At 65.4% G+C, this 24,151-nt stretch carries 25 protein-coding genes; 18 read left to right on the top strand and 7 right to left on the bottom strand.

Going from position 1 to position 24,151, the window contains the following annotated elements:
- Positions 1-3: 3 nt before the first annotated feature.
- Positions 4-519 carry an acyltransferase gene (locus SARO_RS21665; protein ID WP_049759389.1) on the bottom strand — a complete coding sequence of 172 codons (516 nt, stop codon included), beginning with the start codon at positions 517-519 and terminating at the stop codon, positions 4-6.
- A 92-nt stretch (positions 520-611) separates the two neighbouring features.
- On the opposite strand from SARO_RS21665, the gene SARO_RS12740 reads away from it, so the two are divergent.
- From SARO_RS12740 to SARO_RS12665, 16 genes are all read left to right on the top strand, one after another.
- Complete coding sequence (locus SARO_RS12740; protein ID WP_011446172.1) at positions 612-1,010, top strand: acyltransferase; 399 nt, start codon at positions 612-614, stop codon at positions 1,008-1,010.
- 318 nt (positions 1,011-1,328) lie between these two features.
- Positions 1,329-1,697, top strand: coding sequence for a 30S ribosomal protein S13 (gene rpsM / locus SARO_RS12735; protein WP_011446171.1), 369 nt, complete (start codon positions 1,329-1,331; stop codon positions 1,695-1,697).
- Positions 1,698-1,745: 48 nt separating this feature from the next.
- On the top strand, positions 1,746-2,135 hold the full coding sequence (gene rpsK / locus SARO_RS12730; protein WP_011446170.1) for a 30S ribosomal protein S11: 390 nt from the start codon (positions 1,746-1,748) through the stop codon (positions 2,133-2,135).
- 115 nt (positions 2,136-2,250) lie between these two features.
- A complete protein-coding gene (locus tag SARO_RS12725; protein WP_011446169.1) occupies positions 2,251-3,312 on the top strand; it encodes a DNA-directed RNA polymerase subunit alpha in 1,062 nt (353 codons plus the stop codon).
- Positions 3,313-3,433: 121 nt separating this feature from the next.
- Positions 3,434-3,859 (top strand): 50S ribosomal protein L17, encoded by a 426-nt coding sequence (rplQ, locus tag SARO_RS12720; protein WP_011446168.1) that lies wholly within the window; start codon positions 3,434-3,436, stop codon positions 3,857-3,859.
- A gap of 316 nt (positions 3,860-4,175) precedes the next feature.
- Positions 4,176-6,311, top strand: a complete 2,136-nt coding sequence (locus SARO_RS12715; protein WP_011446167.1) for a prolyl oligopeptidase family serine peptidase — start codon at positions 4,176-4,178, stop codon at positions 6,309-6,311.
- 127 nt (positions 6,312-6,438) lie between these two features.
- Complete coding sequence (locus tag SARO_RS12710; protein ID WP_011446166.1) at positions 6,439-8,583, top strand: prolyl oligopeptidase family serine peptidase; 2,145 nt, start codon at positions 6,439-6,441, stop codon at positions 8,581-8,583.
- 144 nt (positions 8,584-8,727) lie between these two features.
- Positions 8,728-9,318 (top strand): hypothetical protein, encoded by a 591-nt coding sequence (locus SARO_RS12705; RefSeq protein WP_011446165.1) that lies wholly within the window; start codon positions 8,728-8,730, stop codon positions 9,316-9,318.
- A gap of 159 nt (positions 9,319-9,477) precedes the next feature.
- Positions 9,478-10,044, top strand: coding sequence for a hypothetical protein (locus SARO_RS12700; protein ID WP_011446164.1), 567 nt, complete (start codon positions 9,478-9,480; stop codon positions 10,042-10,044).
- A 112-nt stretch (positions 10,045-10,156) separates the two neighbouring features.
- The gene (locus SARO_RS12695; RefSeq protein WP_011446163.1) at positions 10,157-10,480 is read left to right on the top strand and encodes a DUF1476 domain-containing protein; all 324 of its coding nucleotides are present in this window, start codon (positions 10,157-10,159) and stop codon (positions 10,478-10,480) included.
- Positions 10,480-10,713: a BolA family protein gene (locus tag SARO_RS12690; protein WP_011446162.1), complete on the top strand. Its 234-nt coding sequence runs from the start codon at positions 10,480-10,482 to the stop codon at positions 10,711-10,713. The genes SARO_RS12695 and SARO_RS12690 overlap by 1 nt, the downstream gene beginning before the upstream one ends.
- 24 nt (positions 10,714-10,737) lie before the next feature.
- A complete protein-coding gene (gene grxD / locus SARO_RS12685; RefSeq protein WP_011446161.1) occupies positions 10,738-11,067 on the top strand; it encodes a Grx4 family monothiol glutaredoxin in 330 nt (109 codons plus the stop codon).
- A gap of 312 nt (positions 11,068-11,379) precedes the next feature.
- A complete protein-coding gene (locus tag SARO_RS12680; protein WP_011446160.1) occupies positions 11,380-12,165 on the top strand; it encodes an NUDIX domain-containing protein in 786 nt (261 codons plus the stop codon).
- 175 nt (positions 12,166-12,340) lie between these two features.
- Entirely contained in the window at positions 12,341-12,547 is a 207-nt protein-coding gene (locus SARO_RS12675; RefSeq protein WP_143004858.1) for a hypothetical protein, read from the top strand.
- 56 nt (positions 12,548-12,603) lie between these two features.
- Positions 12,604-13,071, top strand: coding sequence for a hypothetical protein (locus SARO_RS12670; protein WP_011446158.1), 468 nt, complete (start codon positions 12,604-12,606; stop codon positions 13,069-13,071).
- An 87-nt stretch (positions 13,072-13,158) separates the two neighbouring features.
- Positions 13,159-14,439 carry a metal-dependent hydrolase family protein gene (locus SARO_RS12665; protein ID WP_011446157.1) on the top strand — a complete coding sequence of 427 codons (1,281 nt, stop codon included), beginning with the start codon at positions 13,159-13,161 and terminating at the stop codon, positions 14,437-14,439.
- A gap of 290 nt (positions 14,440-14,729) precedes the next feature.
- Here the strand turns inward: SARO_RS12665 and SARO_RS12660 are convergent, their stop codons facing one another.
- The gene (locus SARO_RS12660; protein ID WP_011446156.1) at positions 14,730-15,107 is read right to left on the bottom strand and encodes a winged helix-turn-helix domain-containing protein; all 378 of its coding nucleotides are present in this window, start codon (positions 15,105-15,107) and stop codon (positions 14,730-14,732) included.
- 64 nt (positions 15,108-15,171) lie between these two features.
- On the opposite strand from SARO_RS12660, the gene SARO_RS12655 reads away from it, so the two are divergent.
- Positions 15,172-16,329 (top strand): aminotransferase class I/II-fold pyridoxal phosphate-dependent enzyme, encoded by a 1,158-nt coding sequence (locus SARO_RS12655; RefSeq protein WP_011446155.1) that lies wholly within the window; start codon positions 15,172-15,174, stop codon positions 16,327-16,329.
- On the opposite strand, the gene SARO_RS12650 is transcribed toward SARO_RS12655, so the two are convergent.
- The 4 genes from SARO_RS12650 to SARO_RS12635 all read right to left on the bottom strand — a co-directional run bounded on the left by SARO_RS12650 (position 16,304) and on the right by SARO_RS12635 (position 21,871).
- The gene (locus tag SARO_RS12650) at positions 16,304-17,344 is read right to left on the bottom strand and encodes an alcohol dehydrogenase family protein (protein ID WP_011446154.1); all 1,041 of its coding nucleotides are present in this window, start codon (positions 17,342-17,344) and stop codon (positions 16,304-16,306) included. The genes SARO_RS12655 and SARO_RS12650 overlap by 26 nt on opposite strands.
- 11 nt (positions 17,345-17,355) lie before the next feature.
- On the bottom strand, positions 17,356-18,582 hold the full coding sequence (locus tag SARO_RS12645; protein WP_011446153.1) for an acyl-CoA dehydrogenase family protein: 1,227 nt from the start codon (positions 18,580-18,582) through the stop codon (positions 17,356-17,358).
- An 11-nt stretch (positions 18,583-18,593) separates the two neighbouring features.
- Positions 18,594-19,331 carry an SDR family NAD(P)-dependent oxidoreductase gene (locus SARO_RS12640; protein ID WP_011446152.1) on the bottom strand — a complete coding sequence of 246 codons (738 nt, stop codon included), beginning with the start codon at positions 19,329-19,331 and terminating at the stop codon, positions 18,594-18,596.
- Between the two features lie 119 nt (positions 19,332-19,450).
- Entirely contained in the window at positions 19,451-21,871 is a 2,421-nt protein-coding gene (locus tag SARO_RS12635) for a TonB-dependent receptor (RefSeq protein WP_143004857.1), read from the bottom strand.
- 154 nt (positions 21,872-22,025) lie between these two features.
- Between SARO_RS12635 and SARO_RS12630 the strand changes: the two genes are divergently transcribed.
- Positions 22,026-23,087 carry an AraC family transcriptional regulator gene (locus SARO_RS12630; protein WP_011446150.1) on the top strand — a complete coding sequence of 354 codons (1,062 nt, stop codon included), beginning with the start codon at positions 22,026-22,028 and terminating at the stop codon, positions 23,085-23,087.
- Here SARO_RS12630 and SARO_RS12625 read toward each other — a convergent pair.
- Positions 23,070-24,023, bottom strand: coding sequence for a LysR family transcriptional regulator (locus SARO_RS12625; protein ID WP_011446149.1), 954 nt, complete (start codon positions 24,021-24,023; stop codon positions 23,070-23,072). The genes SARO_RS12630 and SARO_RS12625 overlap by 18 nt on opposite strands.
- Between the last annotated feature and the right edge of the window lie 128 nt (positions 24,024-24,151).

The following is a 24,151-nucleotide window of genomic DNA, read 5'->3' as shown; positions in this document are numbered from 1 at the left end:
CCATCAATCGGCCTTCGTCGCCGCGGATCTGCGCCCCACCTTGCCTTCGCGCAGGGCCTCGGTCACCTGCATGAGCCGCTGGTTCATCCATGCGTCGGGCATCCGGCCAAGATATCCCGCGTCGATTCCCCGGCGCACGATCCGGGCGGGATTGCCGGACGCAATGCAGTCGCTGGGCAGGTCGCGCGAAACGACCGATCCAGCCGCAACCACGGTGCCGTCGCCGATGGTCACGCCCGGCAGGATCAACGACCCGGCGCCGATGAAGCACCGCGAACCGATGCGCACCGGCGCGGTGCTGCCGTCGTCGCGCACCGAGCTGACGATGCAGTGCAATGCGATCGCGGTGGACTGTCCGATGGAAATGGCGCCTCGCGTCCGGTTGACGAACGTGGTGCTCATCGACAGATCGACATCCTCGGCGAAGGTCACGCCTCGTGTGAGGCCAAGCCAGGATCGACGCAGCGCAAGCGCGATCTGCCTGACCCGGTCGAACTGGTGGAGGCCTCTGCGCGCCATGCGTGTTCCGTAAGCTGCGTACATCGCTTATGCAAAGCGCAATGCATATGCAAAGCGCAGTTCGGGGCGCGATTGGGTTCGAGGGGGCAGGGGTGAGCGAAGAGACGGCAGCACGGCGACAGAGGCCCAGGACCCTGCGCCAGCGCCTCCAGCATTTCATGCGCGTCCGCTTCTGGCGGATGGACATTGCCGCCGACGCATGGATCGCGCCCACCGCCTCGCTCGACCGCAACTGGCCGCGCGGCATCCACGTTGGCGAGAATTGCGTGATCGACGAATGGGCGATCGTGCTGTCCCACGACTACACGCGCGGGCTCTATCGCGACACGGTGATCGGCCCGCGCAGCGTGATCGGCACCCGTGCGATCGTCATGCCCGGCGTGCGGATCGGCGCCGATTGCCGCGTCGAACCGGGTACGGTCGTCAGCCGCGACCTCGTCGATGGAGAGCATGTGGCCGGACACCCCGCGCGCAAGGTCGGTTCCTCCTGAATCAGGGGCGGCCACGACCGGACCTGCCCGAAAGCCCATCCGTTTTGACGTCTTGGCCAAGATGCGGTATAAGCGGGCCACGCACTGCAGGACCGCGCCGGAAACAGGCGCGCAGTCCGCCTTTTGCGTTTGCGAAGCTGTTGACGTTTCACCCGAAACGGCCTAAGCGCGCCTTTCACTCTCGACCGGGAAGGTTGCACGCATTCAAGGTCAAATCCTTGAGAATGCGCGAATTTTTCCAGTTCCCGAGCGTGTTTTCGCGATGAGATAGGGCGTGCGGCGCGAGTCGTTCGTCCTGTGGAGCAAACGGAGAAGCAAGTGGCTCGTATTGCCGGGGTCAACATCCCCACCAACAAGCGCGTTATCATCGCGCTGACCTACATTCATGGTATCGGCTCGTTCAAGGCCAAGCAGATCGCCGACAAGCTGGGCATCGACCACAGCCGTCGCGTTCAGGACCTTTCGGACGCCGAGATCCTCCAGATCCGTGAAGCGATCGACGCCGAACACACCGTGGAAGGTGATCTTCGTCGCGAAGTGGCGATGAACATCAAGCGTCTCATGGACCTCGCGTGCTATCGTGGTCTGCGTCACCGCAAGGGCCTGCCGGTCCGCGGTCAGCGCACGCACACGAACGCCCGTACCCGCAAGGGCAAGGCCAAGCCGATCGCCGGCAAGAAGAAGTAAGACCTTTCAGGTCCTTCTTCCGTCCCCAGTTTCTCGAGGATAGAAAAAATGGCACGCGAACCCCAGCGCATCAAGCGCCGCGAGCGCAAGAACATCACCAGCGGCATTGCGCACGTCAACGCCAGCTTCAACAACACGATGGTCACCATCACCGATGCCCAGGGCAACGCCATTTCGTGGTCGTCGGCCGGCATGATGGGCTTCAAGGGCAGCCGCAAGTCGACGCCGTACGCCGCGCAGGTCGCTGCTGACGATGCCGGCAAGAAGGCTGCCGAGCACGGCGTCCGTACCCTCGAAGTCGAGGTCAAGGGCCCCGGTTCGGGCCGTGAAAGCGCGCTGCGCGCCCTTCAGGCGGTCGGTTTCACCATCACGGCCATCCGTGACGTGACCCCGATCCCGCACAACGGCGTTCGTCCGTCGAAGCGTCGTCGCGTCTGATCCTGCCTATGGTGGACGGGGCGCAGGTACCGGCTCCCCGTTCGCCCAATACCCGACCGGATGCGGACCTGACGTCCGACATCCGGCAAGCCCGCACAAACCCCAGGGGAATTCCATGACTGTCAACATCAAGAACTGGCAGGAACTGAAGAAGCCCAACAATCTCGAGATCAAGCCGGGCAACGATTCCAAGCGCCGTGCGACTTTCGTCGCCGAGCCGCTTGAGCGTGGTTTTGGTCTCACGCTCGGCAACGCGCTGCGTCGCGTGCTGCTCTCCTCGCTTCAGGGCGCGGCGGTCACCTCGATCAAGATCGAGAACGTTCTGCACGAATTCTCGTCGCTCGCCGGCGTGCGCGAGGACGTCACCGACATCGTGCTCAACGTCAAGCAGATCGCGCTCAAGATGCAGGGCGAAGGCCCCAAGCGTCTCCAGCTTTCGGCAACCGGTCCTGGCGAAGTCAAGGCCGGCGACATTGCCGTGACGGGCGACATCGAGGTCATGAACAAGGACCTCGTGATCTGCCATCTCGACGAAGGCGCGACCTTCAACATGGAACTGACCGTCGATACCGGCAAGGGCTACGTCCCCGCCGTGTCGAACCGTCCGGTAGACGCTCCGATCGGTCTGATCCCGGTTGACTCGCTCTATTCGCCGGTCCGTCAGGTCTCCTACAAGGTCGAGAACGCCCGCATCGGTCAGGAGCTTGACTACGACAAGCTCAACCTGACGGTCGAAACCGACGGCACCGTCACTCCGGAAGACGCCGTGGCCTATGCCGCGCGCATCCTTCAGGACCAGCTTGCGCTGTTCGTCCACTTCGACGACCAGGTTCCGGTCGGCCACGTTCCGATGGTCGCGGGCGTTCCTGCCCACGCGCCGGAGGAAAGCGACGCGAACCAGCTCAACCGCTACCTTCTCAAGAAGGTGGACGAGCTGGAACTGTCGGTTCGCTCGGCCAACTGCCTCAAGAACGACAACATCATCTACATCGGCGACCTGGTCCAGAAGACCGAAGCCGAGATGCTGCGCACGCCGAACTTCGGCCGCAAGTCGCTCAACGAGATCAAGGAAGTTCTCTCCTCGATGGGTCTGCGCCTCGGCATGGACATCCCCGGCTGGCCGCCGGAGAACATCGAAGAGATGGCCAAGAAGCTCGAACAAGAGCTTCTGGGCTAAGGAAATTCGGGGCGTCCTTTACGGGGCGCCCTGTTTTCAAGGGTGACTTGGCGGCAGCCCGCAATCGCCGCCTGGATCGGGGTACCTCGCACGGCCCCCCTACGAACGGAAGGAAAGACACATGCGTCACAAGCTGGGCCAGCGTAAGCTCGGTCGTACCTCCTCGCACCGCATCGCGCTGCTGCGCAACATGGCGGCCGCGCTGATCAAGCACGAGCAGATCACCACGACGCTCCCCAAGGCGCGCGAACTGCGTCCCTACCTCGAAAAGCTGATCACGCTCGGCAAGAAGGGCGGTCTTTCGAACCGTCGTCTCGCCCACGCCCGTCTGCTTGACGAAGCGCAGGAGCAGAAGCTGTTCACCACCCTTGCCGAGCGTTATGCCGACCGCAACGGTGGCTACACCCGCATCATCAAGGCCGGCTACCGCGCTTCGGACGCCGCGCCGCTCGCCGTGATCGAACTGGTTGACCGCGATACCTCGGCCAAGGGCCAGGACTCGGGCCCGGTGCTGACCGCGGACGAGGACGAATTCGAAGCCGCCTGATCGGCGCTTCGGTTCTACCGGACAAGACGACGGGCGGGGCTTCGGCTCCGCCCGTTTTCGTTTGGGACCGGCGCGTCGAGGCCCCGAAAAGGCGCTGTCCTACAAGCGCGGTAGCGCGCTACCACTTGCGCGCCATGACATCTGACCGGATTCGAAATTTCATTCATGTTCGCGACTTTACGGGCGGTTTCGGCGGGGCGGCGGAAAGATCCTCTGGACAGTGTAAACCGTGTAAACCCCCTCGGCCGCACTTGCAGTTTCGCGGATCGAAGCTAGTTTCGCCGGCAACCGGAATGATCAAGCTGAAAGCCCCTCCATGCCCTCGATCCGCCCCTTGCTCGCCGCCTCGGCGCTGGCCTGCCTCGCCATGTCCATGACGGCCGAGGCGGCGCCGGCCGCGATGAAGTACCCGCAGACCGAGCGAGGCACCGTGGTCGAGACGGCCTTCGGCGAGAAGGTCGCCGATCCCTACCGCTGGCTCGAGGCCGACGTCCGCGTGGATCCGAAGGTGGCCGCCTGGGTCGATGCCCAGAGCAGGTTCACCGACGCCTATCTCAAGGCCTTGCCCGAGCGTCCGGCCTTCGAGCAAAGGCTGAAGACGCTGTTCGACTTCGAACGCTTCGGGCTTCCGGTGAAGGCGGGTGATCTTCTGTTCTTCCGCCACAACTCCGGCCTCCAGAACCAGTCGGTGCTCTATGTGCGCAAGGCCGATGGCAGCGGCGAGCGACGGGTGCTGATCGACCCCAACGGCTGGGCCAAGGACGGCGCGACCGCGCTCGACGACTGGCAGCCTTCGCCCGACGGAACGAAGGTGGCGTATTCGGTTCAGGACGGCGGCTCGGACTGGCGCACGCTCAAGGTGATCGATGTCGCCAGCGGGCAGGTGCTGTCCGATACGGTCGAGCACGTGAAGTTCTCGCACATCGCCTGGGCGGGCAACGAAGCGGTCGTCTATTCGCGTTTCCCTGCGCCCAAGGCGGGCGAGGCGTTCCAGGCGGTCAGTTCCAACCAGTCGGTCTGGCTGCACAAGCTGGGTACGCCGCAGTCGGAGGACCGCCTGCTTCATGCCACGCCCGACAATCCCCGGCTCTACCATTCGGCCGAGACCACCCATGACCAGCGCTGGCTGGTGGTGTCGACCAGCACCGGCAGCGAGAAGGGCAACGCGGTCGGCCTCGCCCGGATAGGCGGCGACTGGAAGGTCCAGCCGCTGGTGAGCACGCTTGCCGACGAGTGGTCGCTGATCGCCGGGATCGGGGACCGGCTGTGGTTCGTGACCAGCAAGGATGCGCCGCGCAAGAAGGTGGTCATGGTCGACATGTCGGGCGCCGCGCCGGTCACCACGACCGTCGTGCCGGAAAGCGACGACGTGCTGGAAAGCGCGAAGGTCGTCGGGGATCGTCTGGTTCTCGGCTATCTGCGCGACGTCAAGGCCGAACTGCGGTTGGCGACGCTCGACGGCAAGCCTGCCGGAACCCTTGCCCTGCCGGGCATCGGGAGCATCGGCGGCGTGGTCGGGGAGCCGGGCGACCCGCAGGGCCACTTCGCGTTCTCGGGCTTCACCCAGCCCGCCACGATCTATGCCTTCGACGCTGGCGATGCCGCGTCCGCCAAGGTCTGGGCGGCGCCGAAGCTGACCTTCGATCCGGCCCGGTTCGAGACGCGGCAGGTGTTCTATCCTTCGAAGGACGGAACCCGGATTCCGATGTTCGTTGTCCGCCGCAAGGACCTTGCCGGTCCGCTGCCGACGATCCTCTATGGCTACGGCGGTTTCAACATTTCGGTCCTTCCGGCCTTTTCGGCGGGACGCATGGCCTGGCTCGATGCCGGCGGTGCGTTCGCCGTCGCCAACATCCGGGGTGGGGGCGAGTATGGCGAGGCCTGGCATCTGGCCGGCAAGGGGCCGACCAAGCAGAACGTGTTCGACGATTTCATCGCCGCCGGGGAATGGCTGAAGGCCAACGGCGTCACGTCCGCCAATGGTCTTGCGGTCGAGGGCGGGTCGAACGGAGGCCTGCTCGTCGGGGCGGTCGTCAACCAGCGGCCCGATCTGTTCGCGGCGGCGGTCCCCGCGGTCGGCGTGATGGACATGCTGCGCTTCGACAAGTTCACTGCCGGGCGCGAATGGGTGTTCGATTACGGCTATCCGGAGAAGGAGGAGGACTGGCGCCGCCTGCGCGCCTACTCGCCCTATCACAATATCGCGTCGGGCAAGGACTACCCGGCGATCCTCGTGACCACCGCCGATACCGACGACCGGGTGGTTCCGGGCCATAGCTTCAAGTACGCGGCGGCGCTCCAGGCGGCCTCGATCGGCAGCAAGCCGCACCTCATCCGCATCGAGACGCGCGCGGGGCACGGATCGGGCAAGCCCGTCGCGAAGCTGATCGCCGAGAATGCCGACGTCTACGCCTTCGTCGCGCACTGGACGGGACTGACGCCGAAGGAGTGACCTTCGAAACATCTCCCGCCGCTTCGCTGGCAGTGCTAAGGCGATGGCAACGATGGTCTGGGAGATGGACAGGAAACGGCGGATTGCCGCGTGGGCGTTGCTGCTGCTCGCGGGATCGCGGCATGCGATGTCCGAGGAAGCCGCGCTGCCCGCCGCTTCGGTCGCGACCGCCGGCCAACCTGCCGCTGCGGCACGGCTGTTCCTCCCGCGCGGTGCCTATCCCGAGACGCGGCGCGATGGGCTGGTGGAGCAGGTCTTCGGGCAGCGCGTTGCCGATCCGTACCGCTGGCTGGAGGCAGACCCGCGCGGCGACGCGGGCGTTGCGGGCTGGATCGCGCGGCAGAACGCGCTATCCGCCGATTACCTGGCGAAGCTGCCGGGCCGCGAGCGCCTGGCAACGCGCATCCGCGCGCTGTTCGACTTCGAACGATACGGCCTGCCCCGCAAGGCCGGGCGCAGCTATTTCTACACGCGCAATACCGGGCTCCAGAACCAGTCCGCACTGTGGGTCCGGCGCGGGCTGGACGGCGAACAGCGTCTGCTGGTCGACCCCAACCTGTGGAGCGCGGACGGGTCGCTGGCGCTGGCCCAGTGGGAGCCATCGCCTTCGGGGCGCTACCTTGCCATCGCGGAACAGGAGGCCGGGAGTGACTGGCGGACGCTGCGCGTGGTCGAGGTGAGCAGCGGGCGCGTGCTGGACGAGCGCGTCGATTGGGCGAACGACACCGAGATCGCGTGGGTGGGCGACGAAGGCTTCCTCTATTCGCGCTTCCCCGCGCCCGGGCAGGGCGAGGATGCGCGGGCGCCGCGGTTCGGCAAGGCGGTGTGGTTCCACCGCGTCGGCACGGCGCAGGACCGCGACGAACAGGTCTTTGCCACGCCCGATCATCCCGAATGGAGCCACAAGGCATTGGTGACGAGCGACGGGCGCTGGGCCGTCGTCGTCAGCGAGATCAGCACAGACAAGCGCAATGCCGTCCACCTCATCCGCCTGACCGGGCGGGAGCGGGGGACGTGGAAGGCCGAGGCATTGGTGCCCGATATTGCGGATCACTGGAAGCTGGTGGCCGGCATCGGCGAGAGGCTGTGGTTTCTGACCGACCGGGGTGCGCCGAACTATCATCTCGTGCGGGTGGACCTGTCGCGGCCGCAGGAGGGGTGGCAGGTGGTGGTGCCGCAGCGGGGCAATACGCTGGAAGGTGCGCGGATGATCGGCGACCGCTTCCTCCTTTCCTACCTTCGCGACGGGCAGAGCGTCGCGGTGATGACTGACCGCAAGGGCCGGCCCGGAAAGGCGATCACGCTGAACGGGATCGGCACGGCGAGCGGCTTTGGCGGAAGGCCCGGGGACACGGAAACCTTCTATCAGTTCACCAGCTTCAACATGCCGCCTGCGGTCTATCGCATGGACTTGCGCACCGGCGCGGTAACGCCCTTCGCGGTGCCGCGCATGGCGTTCGACCCGGCGGACTACGATGTGGAACAACGCCAGTTTACGTCGAAGGACGGGACAAAGGTTCCGATCTACATCGTTCGCAAGCGCGTGCTGGCGGCTGCGGACAAACCCCTGCCGACACTGCTCTACGGGTACGGCGGCTTCGACATTTCGCTGACGCCGGCCTATTCGCCGGTGCGGATGGCGTGGCTGGAAGCGGGCGGGGCGTTCGCGCTGGCCAACATCCGGGGCGGCGGCGAGTTCGGGCGGAGCTGGTACGAGGCCGGCCGGCGCGAGAACAAGCAGAACAGCTTCGACGACTTCATCGCCGCCGGCGAATTCCTGATCCGCGAAGGCATTGCCGGGAAAGGGCAACTGGCGATCCAGGGGGCATCGAACGGCGGGTTGCTGGTAGGCGCCGTCGTCAACCAGAGGCCGGACCTGTTCGCCGCGGCAAACCCCGACGTGGGCGTGATGGACATGCTGCGCTTCGACCGATTCACTTCCGGGCGGTTCTGGGTCGACGATTATGGCCGGCCGGACCGCGAGGAGGACTGGCGGACGCTGCGCGCATATTCGCCCTATCACAACATTGCGACCGGCAAGCCCTACCCGGCTATCCTGGTGACCACGGCAGACAACGACGACCGCGTCGTGCCGGCGCACAGTTTCAAGTACGTGGCGGCTCTCCAGGCCGGCGACATTGGCGAAAAGCCCCATCTCTTGCGCGTGGAAAGCCGCGCGGGGCATGGCGCGGGCAAGCCCGTCGACAAGGTGATCGGCGCCGGGGCGGATGTGATGGCATTTCTCGCCTATTGGACCGGGCTTTCGCTCTGAAATCCAAAAGTGCGTTTTGTTAAGGTTGTGAGGTGTTTTTCTGAACAACTCCTGTCATGCCGGTTCAGCGTCGTCTCACGGCGAATCAGGCATTCCTTCATGCGTGGCGGGAACTGCCCGCCGATACGAATGAAGGATCGAACCATGAAGACATTCTCCAGGGCCCTGGTCGGGACTGCCGCCGCCGCTGCGGTCGCAGTGTCTTCGGCCAGCCCGGCAGTCGCCCGCGACCATCGCGGTGGCATCGACGGAGGCGACATCATTGCTGGCGCTCTCGTGATCGGTGGCATCGCCGCCATTGCGGCCGCAGCCAGCAAGGATAACGATCGCTATGACCGCTATGGCTACGGCGATGACTGGCGTGGCCGTGACGGTTGGAACGATGGGCGTTACCGCGACGGCTATAGTGGCCGGGGCAACCCGCGCGGCGCCATCGAACAGTGTGTCCGCACGGCCGAGCGCACCGCTTCGCGCAACAGCTATGGCCGGGCCGACGTCACCGACGTTCGCGATGTGAAGCCGACCCGCTGGGGCTACGAAGTGAAGGGCCGCATCGCCGTGAACGGCATGGGCCGCGACTGGCGCGACGGCGACCGCAACTACGGCCGTGGCTGGGGCGGCGACTATCGCGGCTGGAACAACTCGATGCGCGGCTACGATAGCGGATCGTTCAAGTGCAAGGTCGAGCGCGGCCGGGTGGTCGATATCGACTTCAGCGGCATTCGTGGTCTTTGACCATAACGGCTGGTCGCAAAACGGCGGGCGGTTCAGGCATCGGAAAGCCTGGGCCGCCTAGCCCTTTTTCATTGTGACGGACCGTCGGCGGCCCGCCTCTCGGACCGGCATGGCCGGACCCGAATTGGCGAACCGCGCGACGAGGGAGGGATTTGGGCCATGACCGGCAGGTTTTCGAAGATCGCGCTCGCAATTGCCGGCATGACCACCGCCATGCTGCCGCTTGCCGCCGAAGCACAGGCACGCCCGCACTGGGGCCGTGGTGGCGGCTGGGGCGGCGACTGGGGTGGCAGGCACTGGCATCGCGACCGGGGCGGCGTGGACGGTGGCGACGTACTTGCCGGCCTGCTCATCATCGGCGGCATCGCGGCAATCGCCACGGCGGCCAGCAATGCCGAAAAGAAGCGCGATGGCCGGAAGGACGACGACTACAACTATCGCCCCGACCGTAACGGAGACGACTGGCGCGGCAACGGCAGCGACAACCGGGACAGCGACAACCGGGACAGCGACTGGAACAGCGGCGCAAGTCGGGGCATCGACGATGCGGTGAACCGCTGCGTGGAGGAGGCTTCGCGCCGGGGCGAGGTTGACGAGGTCTACGACGCGGCCCGCAGCGGTGAAGGATACCGCGTTTCGGGCACGCTGAAGGGCGGCGACGATTTCGATTGCCAGGTTCGCGGCAATGGCACTGTTGACGTGGACGTACGCGATCGGAACTTCTGAACGGCGCGCTGGCGGTTCGCTGCTGGCGCGCGTTTATTTCTCTCCTCCCTTGCGGCGGCGGCGCGGCCTGATTATCGGCAGAAGAAACCTTCTAACGAGGATTTGCTGGGCCATGACCACTTTCGACGACCGCGAAAAGGCTTTCGAGGCGAAGTTCGCACGCGACGAGGAAATGCTGTTCCGCGTTCATGCGCGCCGTAACCGCCTGCTGGGCCAGTGGGCCGCCGAGCGCATGGGCCTGGATCCGGCCGAAACCGAGGCCTATGCCAAGTCGGTCGTGCAGGCCGATTTCGAGGAAGCCGGCGACGAGGACGTGATTCGCAAGCTGCTGGGCGACCTGGTTTCCGCAGGCGTCGAGACCGACGAGGCCGAGATCCGCACCGCGATGGAAGCCAAGTCCGTCGATGCGCGCCGCCAGCTGATGGGCGAAGCCTGATGGCAATGCCCGCCGCCGAGATCGAGGCCATGATCCGCGCGGCCCTGCCGGACGCGGACGTTGAGATCACCGATCTTGCCGGCGACGGCGACCACTACGCTGCGCGCGTGGTTTCGGCTGCGTTCGCCGGCCTTTCGCGCGTGAAGCAGCACAAGCTGGTCTATGACGCCCTCGGTGGGCGCATGGGCGGCGAGCTTCACGCCTTGCAACTGACGACCGCCGTTCCCAACTGAGAGCGGAAAGGAAACCCATTCCCCATGTCGAACACCACCGAAGAGCGCATTTCCGAGATCGTGAACGGCAACGACGTCGTCCTGTTCATGAAGGGCACGCCGTTGTTCCCGCAATGTGGTTTTTCGAGCAAGGCGGTGGCCATTCTCGAGCACCTGGGTGTCGAATACGCGACCGTCGACGTGCTTCAGGACATGGAAATCCGTCAGGGCATCAAGTCGTTCTCCGACTGGCCGACCATTCCCCAGCTCTACGTGAAGGGTGAGTTCGTCGGCGGATCGGACATCATGATGGAAATGTTCCAGGCAGGCGAGCTTCAGCAGGTCATGGACGACGCGGGCGTCAAGGCAGCCTGAACGACCTGAACGGCAGGAAATTGCAGGGGCGCGGTCGGTACATGCCGGTCGCGCCTTTTTCCTTGGCTTCGTTTTTCGGGAGGTCCCGGGAGAGGCGGAGCCGAGGAGACCGGGGGGACAGGCTCCGCCTCATGAAGAAGTACTCTTCGGGACAACACGACCTAAGCATGAGCCGTGCCAAATTTCCGAATTGCCTCGAATTCGTGGATTCTGGCCATTCGATGCTGAATGCCGGGAGGGCGGGTTGTAAAGCAAACCGACAAGATCTGCGGGCTTGGCAATCGGACCCTGGCCGGACATGATGGATGCGTGATGGAAACCCATGATATCGAGCCGGAAAACTGGCTGGCCAAGACGACGCCGGCGGCAACTGTCGTCATTTTCAGGCGCGATCCGGAAGGCGGCGCGGCGCAGCTGCTGATGGTGGAGCGCAATGCCAGCCTGAAGTTCGCTGGGGGTGCCACCGTTTTTCCCGGCGGCAAGATCGATCCTGCCGACCGCGAACTGGCTACCCGCCTGGGTGGCGAGATCGAGGACATGGCCGCGCGCGTTGCCGCCGTTCGCGAGACGCTGGAGGAAACGGGGCTGGTCATCGGCATCGAAGGCGCGGTCGATGGCGCGATCGCGGCCGAGGCGCGGAGGATGCTCATTTCGGGTGGCGATCTTGCGCCCGTTCTCGATGCCTATGGCTGGCGACTGGTGCCCGACCAGCTGGTGCCGTTCGCGCGCTGGTGGCCAAAGCACCGTACTGAAAGAATTTTCGACACCCGTTTCTATCTTGCTGACCTTGGCACCGGCGCGGTCGACATCGAAGTGGACGCGACCGAGAACCGGCATCTGTTCTGGGCCAGCGCCAAGGGCGCGCTCGATCTCGCGGCAGAGCGGAAGATCAAGGTCATCTTCCCGACCCGGCGCAACCTGGAGCGCCTGGCGCAGTTCGAGACCTTCGAGGAAGCGCGGGCCCACGCCGAGGCGACCCCGGTCGGCACGATCAGCCCCTACGTCGAGCAACGCGACGGCGAACACTGGCTGATGATCCCGGACGATCTCGGTTATCCGGTGCGCGGAGAGCCGCTGGAGATGGCGCAACGGGGCTGAGCGCTTCGCACAGTTACTTATGGTCTGCTGATGAGGGCTTGATAGACTCTCGGGCATGACGACCGCGAGGTGTCGCATGTCCGGATCGCAAGCCCCTACCCATCATCCCGGCGATTTGCCGGACCCCCCTGCTATGGGCGCTGCCGCTTGCGATCAGCGCGATCCGGGGCGGGAGATGTTGCCGCGGTCGCCGGTCCACGCCCTGCAGCAGCGGTTGCAACAGGTGGAGGGCGCGCCCGATGACGCAGAGGGCGACGGGGAAGCGGAACCGCAAAGGCAAATGTTGCCGGTATGGCTGCGGCTGGTGATCGTGGTTGCGGTCTCCGCATTGCTGTGGAGAGCGATCTGGGAAGGCCTGCTCGTCCTGCGGAGGCTCTGGTAAGCGGGGCGTCACGGGCGTAACCAATTGTTGACGCGCAAGATGATAGCTAAGTGTTCATGCGTAGTCCCATTGACCTCCTGACCCCCGGTCAGATCGCCCGTTCTGCTCGTGCGGTGGCGTTCGTTACGACGCTGGCGCTGGGCTACGGTTATGTCACGAACGCGCTAGAGCCGGTTTCGGCGGGCGTAGGCGCGTTCGTCCTGGCAAGCTCGCTCCTGCTGGCGGCGCCGCGGCAACGCGCGACCGAGATGCTGGGTGCGGTGACGGTGTGGATGTGCTTCGCCGAGTTTCTCGCGACGGTTGAGAGCGGATCGTTTGCGATGTGGCGTCTGGCGGTTGCGGTCGCGACGCTGGGCGGCGTGATGGCGGTGATCCGCGTACAGCACCTGCGCGAACTGGCCCGAACAGCACCCGACGTGTTGCTGGGAAACCTCGACCGCCGCTCGATCTCGGGCATCAGTGTCGTGCCGCTCTCGGATGCGAAGCTTGCCGCGCTGCGCGGGGACGACACGGCTTCCGCCTGAACCAGGCGCTGTCGAAAAAGGGTTGAGCAGCGGATTGGCGTTGCGCCGCCGCTGCGTATGATCGGGGCCAGACCGAAAGGAAGGCCCATGCGCTTGTTCGCCCGTGTTCTCTTGATTGCCTCGAGCCTTTGCGCCGCGCCGCTGGCCGCGCAGAAGCAGGAGGCGCTGACGCTCCTGCGACCCGACGCGGTATTCGACGGCGAGACCGCCGTCCTGCGCAAGGGTTGGGCCGTGCTGGTGCGGGGCAACCGGATCGAGGCGGTGGGACCGGATGTCGGCGCACCTGCCGAGGCCTCGGTGCTGGAACTGCCGGGAACGACCCTGATGCCCGGCATGATCGAGGGGCATTCGCACCTCTTTCTCCACCCCTACAACGAGACGCCGTGGGACGACCAGGTCCTGCACGAACCGCTCGCGTTGAGGACTGCGCGGGCGACGGTTCATGCGCGCGCGACGCTGATGGCAGGCTTTACCACCGTGCGTGATGTCGGCACCGAGGGCGCCGGCTATGCCGACGTGGGGCTGAAGCAGGCCATCGAGCAAGGGATCGTGCCGGGGCCGCGCATGCTGGTGGCGACGCGGGCCATCGTGGCGCCCGGCGCCTACGGGCCGCGCGGGTTCGAGCCGGGCGTGGCAGTACCGCTGGGGGCCGAGGAAGCCGGCGGGCCGGACCTTGTCGACGCGGTGCGTCGGCAGATCGGGGCGGGTGCGGATCTGGTGAAGGTCTATGCCGACTACCGCTGGGGACCGGGCGAGCCGAGCCGCCCGACCTTTACCGAAGGCGAGCTGAAAGCGGCGGTAGAGGCTGCGCACAGCGCCGGGCGGCAGGTCGTCGCCCATGCCAGCACGGCGGAAGGAATGCGCCGTGCCGTGGCAGCGGGCGTCGACACCATCGAGCATGGGGACGAAGGTACGCCGGAGGTCTTCGCCGCGATGAAGGCCAGGGGCGTGGGCTTCTGCCCGACGCTGGCGGCCGGGGATGCGGTGGCGCGCTATCGCGGGTGGAACGGTACAGCGCCCATGCCGAAGAGCGTGCAGGAAGGGTTCGATGCACTTGCAAAGGCGCGGAAGGCCGGGGTGGCGATTTGCATGGGCGGCGATGTTGGCGTCTATGCGCACGGCGACAATGCGCGCGAAGCGGAAATGATGGTCAAGGGCGGAATGACGCCTGGCGAAGTGGCCATCGCCGCAACATCGGGCAATGCGCGCATGTTCGGCATCGGCGGCCGTCTGGGCGCGGTCAGGACGGGTATGCTGGCTGACCTCGTGGCGGTCGAAGGCAATCCGCTCGCCGATATTTCAGCGATCCGGAAGGTGGCGCTGGTGATGAAGGACGGCGTGCTGTGGAAAGGGCCTGTGGGGCGCTAGGCGGCGTGGACGAGTTCCCCAGCGCCACGGCTGGAGGCAAAAACCGTCAGTTCAAGGAGGTGAGGTGAAGGAATATGTCGATATTTCGAGCCGAACCGACGCGGAAGTGGCGGTTTTTGGTCCAGCCCCTTCGGGGTTGCCCTGCAAAAGGCTCTGGCAGCGTTGCACGGCCTTGAAAGAGGCCCACTCTTCCTGCGGCCGCGCGCCTCGCCAGAGCCTTTTGCAGGGCAACCGTGGCGCTGGGGAATTCGTCCACGCCGCCTAGCGTTCTGCCCTGACGGCAGCGACGATCAGGGAAGGTCTTTCTGGCTGGCCTTCGGTTGCGAAAGCATGGCCTTGGCCAGCGCCGTATGGTCGGGGCAATCCGAGGTTCCCTGCAGGCGGGCCTGCAGGGCGCGATAGTGGTGCAGGACGGCTGTTCCGAACTCCGTTACCCTGGCTCCGCCGCTTCTGGCGTTGCCGGGGCTGGTTTCCACGAGCGGTTCGCGCCAGCAGCGATTCATGGTGTCGACCAGCAGCCATGCACGGCGGTAGCTCATGTCCATGGCGCGGGCGGCGGCGGAGATCGAGCCTTCGCGCGCGATGGCGTCGAGCAGGTCGGCCTTTCCGGGGCCCATTGCGATCTCGTTGTCGCAGTAGAGCTGTATCTTCAGTTTGAGGCGCTGCATGGCCCCAGTTATCGAGACGCGGCATGGACTTGCAACTTGTTTCGACCGCAACTAGCACGCTGCGATGATCGCTCAAGTCGAACCGTTTCACGCCATCGCCATCAGCCGGCTTGCCCATGACCTGGAGGCGGCCGGACAAAGCGTCATCCACATGGAGTTCGGCCAGCCATCTACCGGTGCCCCGGCCGAGGCCATCGCGCTGGCCCACGAGGTGCTCGACAATGAGGCGATGGGATACTGGGAGAGCGTTCCGCTGAAAGAACGGATCGCGCGCTCCTATGCCGAGAACCACGGCGTGAAGGTGGAGCGGGAGCAGGTGATCCTGACCTGCGGCGCATCGCCCGCGTTCGTCATGGCGCTGTCGTGCCTGTTCCGCCCGGGTGCGCGCATCGCGCTCGCGCGGCCGGGATACGTTGCCTACCGCAATTCGCTGAAGGCGATGTACCTTGAGCCGGTGGAGATGGAGTGCGGGCCGGCCGAGCGTTTCCAGGTGACCGCCGCGGCCGTCGATGCGCTTGACCCGGTGCCCGATGGGCTGATCGTGGCCAGCCCCGCCAACCCGACCGGCACGATCATCGAGCCGGGCGAACTGGCGGCGATTGCCGAGGTCTGCTGTCGCAAGGGCATTCGGGTGATCTCGGACGAGATCTATCATGGCCTGAGCTACGGCAAGGCGGCGGCATCGATGCTGGAATATCTGCCCGATGCGGTGATCGTAAATTCCTTCTCCAAGTACTTCAGCATGGCCGGGTGGCGGCTGGGCTGGCTCGTGGTGCCGCCCAGCCTGATCGACGCCGCGCGGGCGCGGATGGGGAGCCTGTTCCTGACGCCGCCGGTGCTGGCGCAGAAGGCCGGGCTCAAGGCTTTCGATTGCCGCGCGGAACTGGACGGGCATGTCGAGACATATGCCCGCAATCGCGCGATCCTGCTCGAGGCGCTGCCGCAGATGGGATTGGGCCGCATCGCGCCGCCGGATGGCGCGTTCTACATCTATGCCGATGCCAGCGAGTTCACCGACGACAGCCTCGCCCTGTGCGAGGCGCTGTTGCGCGACACGGGCGTGGCAACCGCGCCAGGACTCGATTTCGACCCGGTGAACGGCAAGCGCTTCATCCGTTTCAGCTTTGCCGTTTCGACGCCGCTGATCGAGGAGGCGGTGCGCAGGATCGGTCCGTGGTTTGCTGCGCGGCGCGCAGTCAGTCCGGCACAAGCACCATCTTGAGCGCGCCTGCCTCGCGCGCCTCGAACATGCGGTAGGCTTCGGCGCCCTGCGACAGGGGCAGGCGGTGGCTGATGTAGCGTTCGGGGCGCAGGCGGCCCGAAGCGACAAGCGGGAACAGAGCTGGCAGTTCCTCCGGGACCGAGCAGGTGCCCACGCGGAAGGTGAGTCCGCCGGCGAAGGCCCGCTCGAGCGGGAAGGGAAAGCGGCGCGATTGCTGGACGCCGATCACCGAGACCGTGCCGCGCACGCGCACGAGCCGCAGGGCCATGTCGACGGTGGCATCCGATCCGACGACTTCCACCACGCAATCGAGGCGCCTGCCGTGCGTGTCCTCCTTGATCCGCGCGGAAGCCTCGTCCGGATGCAAGGCAATGGCCCCGAGGCTTTCCGCGATGGCGCGGCGTTCCGGCACGGGATCGATCGCATAGACAACATGTGCGCCCATCACGAATGCGCTCTCCGCCGCCATGAGGCCGATCGGCCCGAGGCCGATGATGCCGACCGAACTGCCGGGGCGGATATCGGCCTGGCGTGCACCGAACCATGCCGTGGCGAGCGCGTCGGTCATCATCAGCGCCTGTTCGGTGCTGACGCCTTCGGGAATGGCGACCGCATTGGCATCCGCAGCGGGAACGCGCACCGCCTCTGCCTGCGATCCCTGTAGCTTCGCGGACAGGCCGTAGCAGCCCGAGCCATTGTTTTCGCAGGTGTTGACCACCCCTGCGAGGCACGAGCGGCAGGCCCCGCAGCCGACCGCGGCGGGGATCATCACCTTTTGCCCGACCTTGAGCCGGTGGACGCCGCGCCCGACCTCGACCACTTCGCCCACCGCTTCATGGCCCACGCAGAAGCCGATATCCTCGGAAAAGCCGTGGCCGTGGTAGATGTGAAGGTCGGAGCCGCAGATCGAGCAGGCATCGACCTTCACGATTGCGTCGCGGTCCGATTGCGGCGTCGGATCATCCATCGATTCATGGCGGATGTCGCGGGCACCGTAGTAGCGCAGGGCCTTCATGCGATGTTCCTTCAGCGTGCGTTGGAGGCGACGTATTCGGCGATCTTGATCTTGCCGAGCTGGCTCATGTGCACTTCCTCCGGCCCATCGGTGAGGCGGACGTAGCGGTTGAGCGTGAAGAAGTAGGCCATCGGGCCATCCTCGCTGACGCCCATGCCGCCGTGGACCTGGATCGCGCGGTCGGCCACCTGCTGGGCCATCGACGGGGCGACGACCTTGATCGCGGCGATGAGGTCGCGCGCGGCCTTGTTGCCGAGACGATCCATGGCGTCGGCGGCCTTGAGGGTCAGCAGGCGCGCCATCTCCACCTCGCAGAACGAGCGGGCGACGTCCTGCCGGACGCTCGACTGATCGGCGAGCTTCTTGCCGAATGCGACGCGGGAATCGGCGCGGCGGGCCATCCATTCGAGTGCGCGCTGGGCCTGGCCGATCGAGCGCATGCAGTGGTGGATACGGCCCGGCCCGAGGCGCCCCTGCGCGATCTCGAAGCCGCGACCTTCTCCAAGGATCATGTTCTGCTTCGGCACGCGGACGTTGTCGAAGCGCAGTTCCACTTCACCGCCGGGAGAATTGCTGGAGCCGAAGACCTTGAGGTGGCGCACCACGGTGACGCCCGGCGTATCGCGGGGAACGAGGATCTGCGAGTGCTGGCTGTGGCGCGGCCCTTCGAAGAAGGTCTTGCCCATGACGATCATGATCTCGCAGCGCGGGTGCATCGCGTTCGAGATCCACCACTTGCGACCGTTTATCACGTATTCGTCGCCATCAGGGATGATCGAGAGTTCGAGATTGGTTGCATCCGAGGAGGCGACCTGCGGTTCGGTCATCACGTAGGCGGAGCGGATTTCCCCGGCGAGGAGCGGCTTCAGCCAGAGTTCCTGCTGTTCGGGGCTGCCGAACTTGGCCAGCACTTCCATGTTGCCGGTATCGGGCGCGGAGCAGTTGAACACCTGGCTGGACCACGGCACCCGGCCCATGACTTCGGCCAGCGGGGCATATTCGAGGTTGGTGAGGCCGGGTGACCATGCGCCGTACTCGTGCGGCAGGAACAGGTTCCACAGGCCTGCTGCGCGCGCCTTTTCCTTGAGCGGTTCCATCCCCGGCCATTCGGCCCAGAGGTTCTGCTGATCATGGACGAAATCATAGTAGGCCTGTTCGACCGGGTAGATGTGCTCGTCCATGAAGGCTTCGAGGCGGGCGAGGAGGTTCTTGACCTTGTCGGAGTGTTCGAACTGCATGGTACAGGCTTTCAGAGCGAGAGGCCGCCATCGACCACGAGTGTATGGCCGGTGACGTAGGAGGCGAGCGGGGAGGCAAGGAAGATCGCGGCGCCGGCCATGTCCGCGGGCGTGCCCATGCGCCGCTGCGGGATGTTGGCGATCGCTCCTTCGAGGCGCTGGGGATGGGCGGTCGTCACCTTGGTCAGCTTGGTATCCACAAGGCCGGGGGCGAGGCCGTTCACGCGGATGCCGTCGGCGGCAAAGGCTTGGCCGAGCGACTTGGTCAGGCTGATCGCCCCGGCCTTGGAGGCGGCATACGCGGGGTTTCCGATGTTCGCCTTGAGCCCCGAGATCGAGCTGACGATGATGATTGAGCCGCCGGTTTCAGCGAGTTGCGGGCGGAACTTGCGAGAACAGTGCATCAGGCTGTCGAGGTTGACGGCCATGACCTTGTCCCATCCTTCGCGCTCGAATTCCCCGCGCTTGTAGACGACGGTGCCCTGGCACAGGACCAGCACGTCGAGCGCGGGGAAGGGGGCTGGAGCAGCTTCGATGGCATCGGGGCTGCCGACATCGACGCAGGTATAGCCCAGGCCAGCAAGGTCTGAGCCTTCGGCCGGGTCATAGCCGGCGGCATTGGCGCGCGTGCCCCAGACGTGGACTTCGGCGCCCCGGTCGCGGAATGCCTGCGCGATGCCGTTGCCGATGCCGCTCGAGCCGCCCACGACCAGCACGCGGCGGCCGGTGAAATCAGTATCGTCCATCATCGCTCTCCTGTCGGTCGCTTTGCGCGACTCCATCCGGTCAGCGTAGCCAACCTGCCGGAACGCAAAAGCCCCCGCCTTCGGATGAGGGCGGGGGCTTCGCGTTCAGGTATTCACGGCCTTCAGAACGTCGCGCGGACGCGGATGCCGTAGGTGCGCGGCGCACCCGGGTAGGCGTTCTGGTCGCCGGTCTGGAGCGGCGTTGGGAAGGACTGGGTGAACCACGTCTTGTCAAACAGGTTCTGCACCCAGCCTTCGATCAGCAGCCCCGTCTGCGGCAGCTTGAAGCCGAGGTTGGCGTTGACCAGCGTCACCGCGCCCTGTTCCGCCGTGGTCGCCGTGCTTATGAGCTGGCGGCTCTGGTACTGGACCTGTGCGCGGGCGAGCAGGCTGAGGTTGTCGTTGATCGGCTGGTCGAGGTTCAGCGTCGCGTTGCCCGAGAACTTGGGGCTGAAGCGGAAGCGCGAGCCGGACAGGACCGGGTCGATGTTCGCGTCCTTCGCGTACTGCGCATGCGGGATCCAGGTGCCATCGAGGCCGAGCGTCAGGCCATCGGTGAGCTGGAACATGTTCTCGATCTCGACGCCGTAGTCCTTGGCGGACTTGGCGTTGAGCACGGTGAAGCGCAGGCCGATGAACTGAGCGATCTGGAGATCGGACAGGTCGTAGTAGAAGAACGCGATGTTGGTGCGCGCGCGGCCGTCAAGGTACTGGAACTTGCCGCCGACCTCGAAGGCGTTGACCTTCTCGGGCTTGTAGCGGGGATTCAGCGGGTCCTTGGCCTCGGCATTGCCGAAGAAGGCGGCGCGGATCGGGGCGGGCAGGGCGTTGTATGCCTCTGCATTGTTGATCAGCGTACCGGCTGCGTTCACGTCCATGTTCACGCCGCCCGCCTTGAAGCCGCGGTTGTACGTTGCATAGAGCATGATGTCGTCGGTCGGGCGGTACTGGAGGCCGAAGGTTCCGGACAGCGCCTTGTCGGTCGAAGTCGCGTCATAGGCCGGCGCCGGTGCGATGCCGAGCAGGGTGAACACGTCGAACGGCGAGGAGCGATAGAACGAGTTGTTGAAGAAGCCGCGCTTCTTCTCGACCGAATAGCGCAGGCCGGCGATCACGTTGAACTTGTCGTTCACCGCGAAATCGAGATGCGCGAAGCCGGCGTAGGACTTCGCCGAACCGCCCATGCGTTCGCTCGTCCAGGTGCCGGGGGCGGCGTTGGCCGTGCCGGGCGCGACGCCGAGCTGCGCGAAGATCACGTCCCAGTAGTACTGGGCCTGGTCGGCCCAGGGCAGGCTGCGGCCCATCTTGAGCTTTTCATCCGAGAAGAACAGGCCGAAGACCGCCTCGGCATTGAGCGCCGTAATCTTGGTGTTGTAGGTCAGTTCCTGGGAGATGAAGCGGCTTTCGAAGCTTTCGTTGTAGCGGAAGATGTCCGCGCCCGAGAAATCGGGGTCGAGGTCGACCTGATCGACCTTGAACTTGCGCACGGCGGTGACCGACTTCAGCGTGCCTTCGCCGATGGAGGCATCGACGAGCAGCGTGCCGCCGTAGTCCTCGATGGTCTGCTTGCCGTTTCCGTTCAGCGTCTGCTCCCATTTCGAGGCATCGCGCGAGGGCAGGGTGCGGCCGGTCGGCGTCATCGACGAAGCGGGCAGCGCGCCGGTCAGTACGCCGAGAAGCTGGGCGCTGCTGGACGGCTGGTAGAGCGTGAGCAGGTCGATCAGCGGCTGGGTCGGGCCATCGATGAAGGCCGAAGTGGCGTAGCAGCAATTGCCGTTGCTGTAGGAGTAGTCGCCGATCACGCGGACCGTAAGGTTCTCGCTCGGCTCGAACAGGAGCTGCGCCTTTGCGGCGCGGGTCTTGTTGCCGTTGAGATCGTCGCCGGTGGTGCTGTCGGTGTAGAAGCCGTTCTGGCTGGACGCGAGGCCCGCGATGCGGAAGGCGACCGTATCGGACAGCGGCGCGTTGATGGCTCCGCGTACGATCAGGCCGTCATAGTTGCCGTAGGTCGCCTCGACCGAGCCGTTGACGTCGTTGAGCGAGGGCGCGGCGGAGCTGAGCAGGAGCGCGCCGGCGGTGGTGTTCTTGCCGAACAGGGTGCCTTGCGGGCCGCGCAGGACCTGGAGATTGTCGATGTCGAGGAAGTTCTGGAGCGCCGCTGCCGCGCGGGTGCGGTAGACGCCGTCGATGAACACGCCGACCGAGCCTTCGAACGAACGACTGTTGCCGGTCGTGCCGAGGCCGCGGATGATGAGGTTGGCGCTCGACGTGGCGATGTTGGTCACGCGGAAGCTGATCGAGGGGCTGATCGCCTGGATGTTGGCAACGTTTTCGACGCGTGCCTGGGCGAGCGTTTCGGAGTTTGCCGCAGTGATCGCGATCGGCACGTCCTGAAGGTTCTCGGTGCGTCGCTGGGCGGTGACGATGATCTCGGCCAGGCCGGTGTCGGATTGGGCAACCTGCTGTTCCTCGGCGAGAGCCGGAGTGGCAAGGCCGGCGAGCATCGCGCCCATCGCGGCACCCGTGAACAAGAATCCTTTCATGAAACCTCCCGTTAGCCTGCCATTGTGCGGCAGTGTCTGGACTGGCCCGGCGCACGTCCAGGGATGACTGGCGGACGCCGGGTGCATGGGCATCTTGCGTTTAATCGATTAATTGATCTTGACGGATCGTGGCGCAGTATTGTCAGATCACGTCATGACCAGCGCCGACAACATTCTCGCTCATGCCAGCGCCATGCGGCAGTTTTCCCAGTTCGCGGGAGTGGCCGGGCTCGACCTGCGCCGCGCCTGCCCGCCAGACGTCTACGCATTCGTCGAGCAGGCGCAGGATGCGGAGTGGTTGCCGGCGACGGCCCACGTCGATGTTCTCCAGGCCGCCGCAATCGCTTCGGGCCGGGCAGACCTCGGTGTCGCATTCGCCATGTGGTGCAACATCCGTGGCTTCGGTCCTGTGAGCCTGCTGTGGGACCATTGCACCACTGTCGACGAGGCGAGCCGCATTACCCGGCGCTACATGCACCTGGAGAGCGCGGCCATGCGATCGAGCACGGATACCGACGGGCACGAGGCTGCGCTGCGCCACATCCTGATGGTTCCGGCCCGTTTCGGCGGATCGCAGTTCCTGCAGGCTACGCTGGCGCTGCAACTGCGCATCATCCGGATGCTTCTGGGCGAGGAGTGGACGCCGATCAGGCTCGAGCTGGATCATCCCGCGCCGCCTTCGTATCGCTATCACCAGGCCGTGTTCAGATGTCCGATCGAGTTCGAGGCGGACCGGTGCGCACTGGTTTTCCGCAAGTCGGACCTGCACCGGCCTTCGCTGCGCGGGAATGCGAACATGGTGCAATATCTCGAACGGCAACTGGCCCATGCGGATTCGCACTGGCCCGGCGATCTCGTCCAGCAGATCCGCTATTTCGTCGCCGCCAACCTGACCGAGCGCAAGGCCAACCTCGCGCATGTCTCGGGGCTCGCCGGGCTCTCGTCGCAGAGCCTGCAACGCCGCCTGGCCGAACGGGGAACGACGTTCGCGACGATCCTCGAGGAGGTGCGCAAGCAGACGGCGGACGAGTATTTCCGTACCGCGCGCCGCCCGAACCTGACGGAGCTTTCGCATCGACTGGGCTATACCGACGCGAGCGCGGCAAGCCGTTTCCTGCGCCAGCACATGTCGACCGGCGCCCGCGCGTTGATGGCGCAGGTAAGGCCGGGGCGCGGTCGTCCGGGCAGTGCCCGCGCGCTAGCGGCCGAGGCTTGAGGCCAGGTCCCAAAGCCGTTCCTCTATCGAGGAACGCTGCTTTCGCGTGCTGCGCAATACGGCAAGTTCGGTGCGGACGTTGAGCCCTCCGGCAGGACGATAGACGACATTGCCGGTCTCTCGCGGGCGGAACTGTGCAATCGAGATCGCGGGTATGCGATACTCCCTGCAATAGCGTTCCAGCGCGAAGGCGTGGGCTTCGGGCGGGAGGAAGCCGGTCGCCCCGGCCGCTGAAAGCCATACTGAAATCGGGCGGTAGAGGCTGCGCCCGTGAAGCGGCGCGAGCATGGCGATGACCGATCCCGAAAGCGCTTCGGGCGGGACGATGTCGTAGCTGGCGAGCGGGTGTTCTTCGGGGATGGCGAGCCCGATCTGCTCGTCGCTCAAGGTGATCCGCTGCAGGCCATCGGGCATCTCCAGCTCGCCCGCGCCTTCCCCGGCCATGTCCGCCAGATAGCGGTCGTGGGGGACGGCGGCGGCAACGACCATCGCCATGTCGACCGAACCCTTGATCAGTCCTTCGACCAGCGAGTTGGCGAAGCCGTTGTCCACGCGCAGCGACATGTCCGGAAGTTCGCGCGCAATCGCGGAGAGGAGGGCGCCGTGTTCGGGCAGCTCGAAAGTGTAGATTGGCGCCCCCAGGACCATCCGCCGGTCCGGTCGCTCGCGCCACGCGGAAAGATGGGCGGCAAAGGCATCAGCCTGCGAGACGAATGTGCGGGCCTGTTCGATCAGCGCCTTTCCTGTCGGTGAAAGATGCACCGCGCGCGTGGTGCGCTCGAACAGGCGATGGCCGACCTGATCCTCCAGCTTACGGATCTGGGCAGACAGGCTGGGTTGGGTGAGGTTCATCCGTTCCGCCGCGCGACCGAAGCTAAGCTCCTGCGCCAGCGCGAGAAAGCAGCGAAGTGCCTTGATGTCGACATCTGGGGACATGCGGCAGATATATTGGAGACTTCTATAAATCGAAAGATTAAATCTATTGGACGCAGCAAGACCCCCTCTCTAGCCTTTCCTCGAAGGCGACGAAGTGCGCCGGGATGGAGAGGTGAGCATGGCTTGCT

This window comes from Novosphingobium aromaticivorans DSM 12444, assembly GCF_000013325.1.
In the GTDB taxonomy this organism is placed as follows: Bacteria; Pseudomonadota; Alphaproteobacteria; order Sphingomonadales; family Sphingomonadaceae; genus Novosphingobium; species Novosphingobium aromaticivorans.
This window is presented reverse-complemented; position numbering and strand designations above follow the sequence as displayed.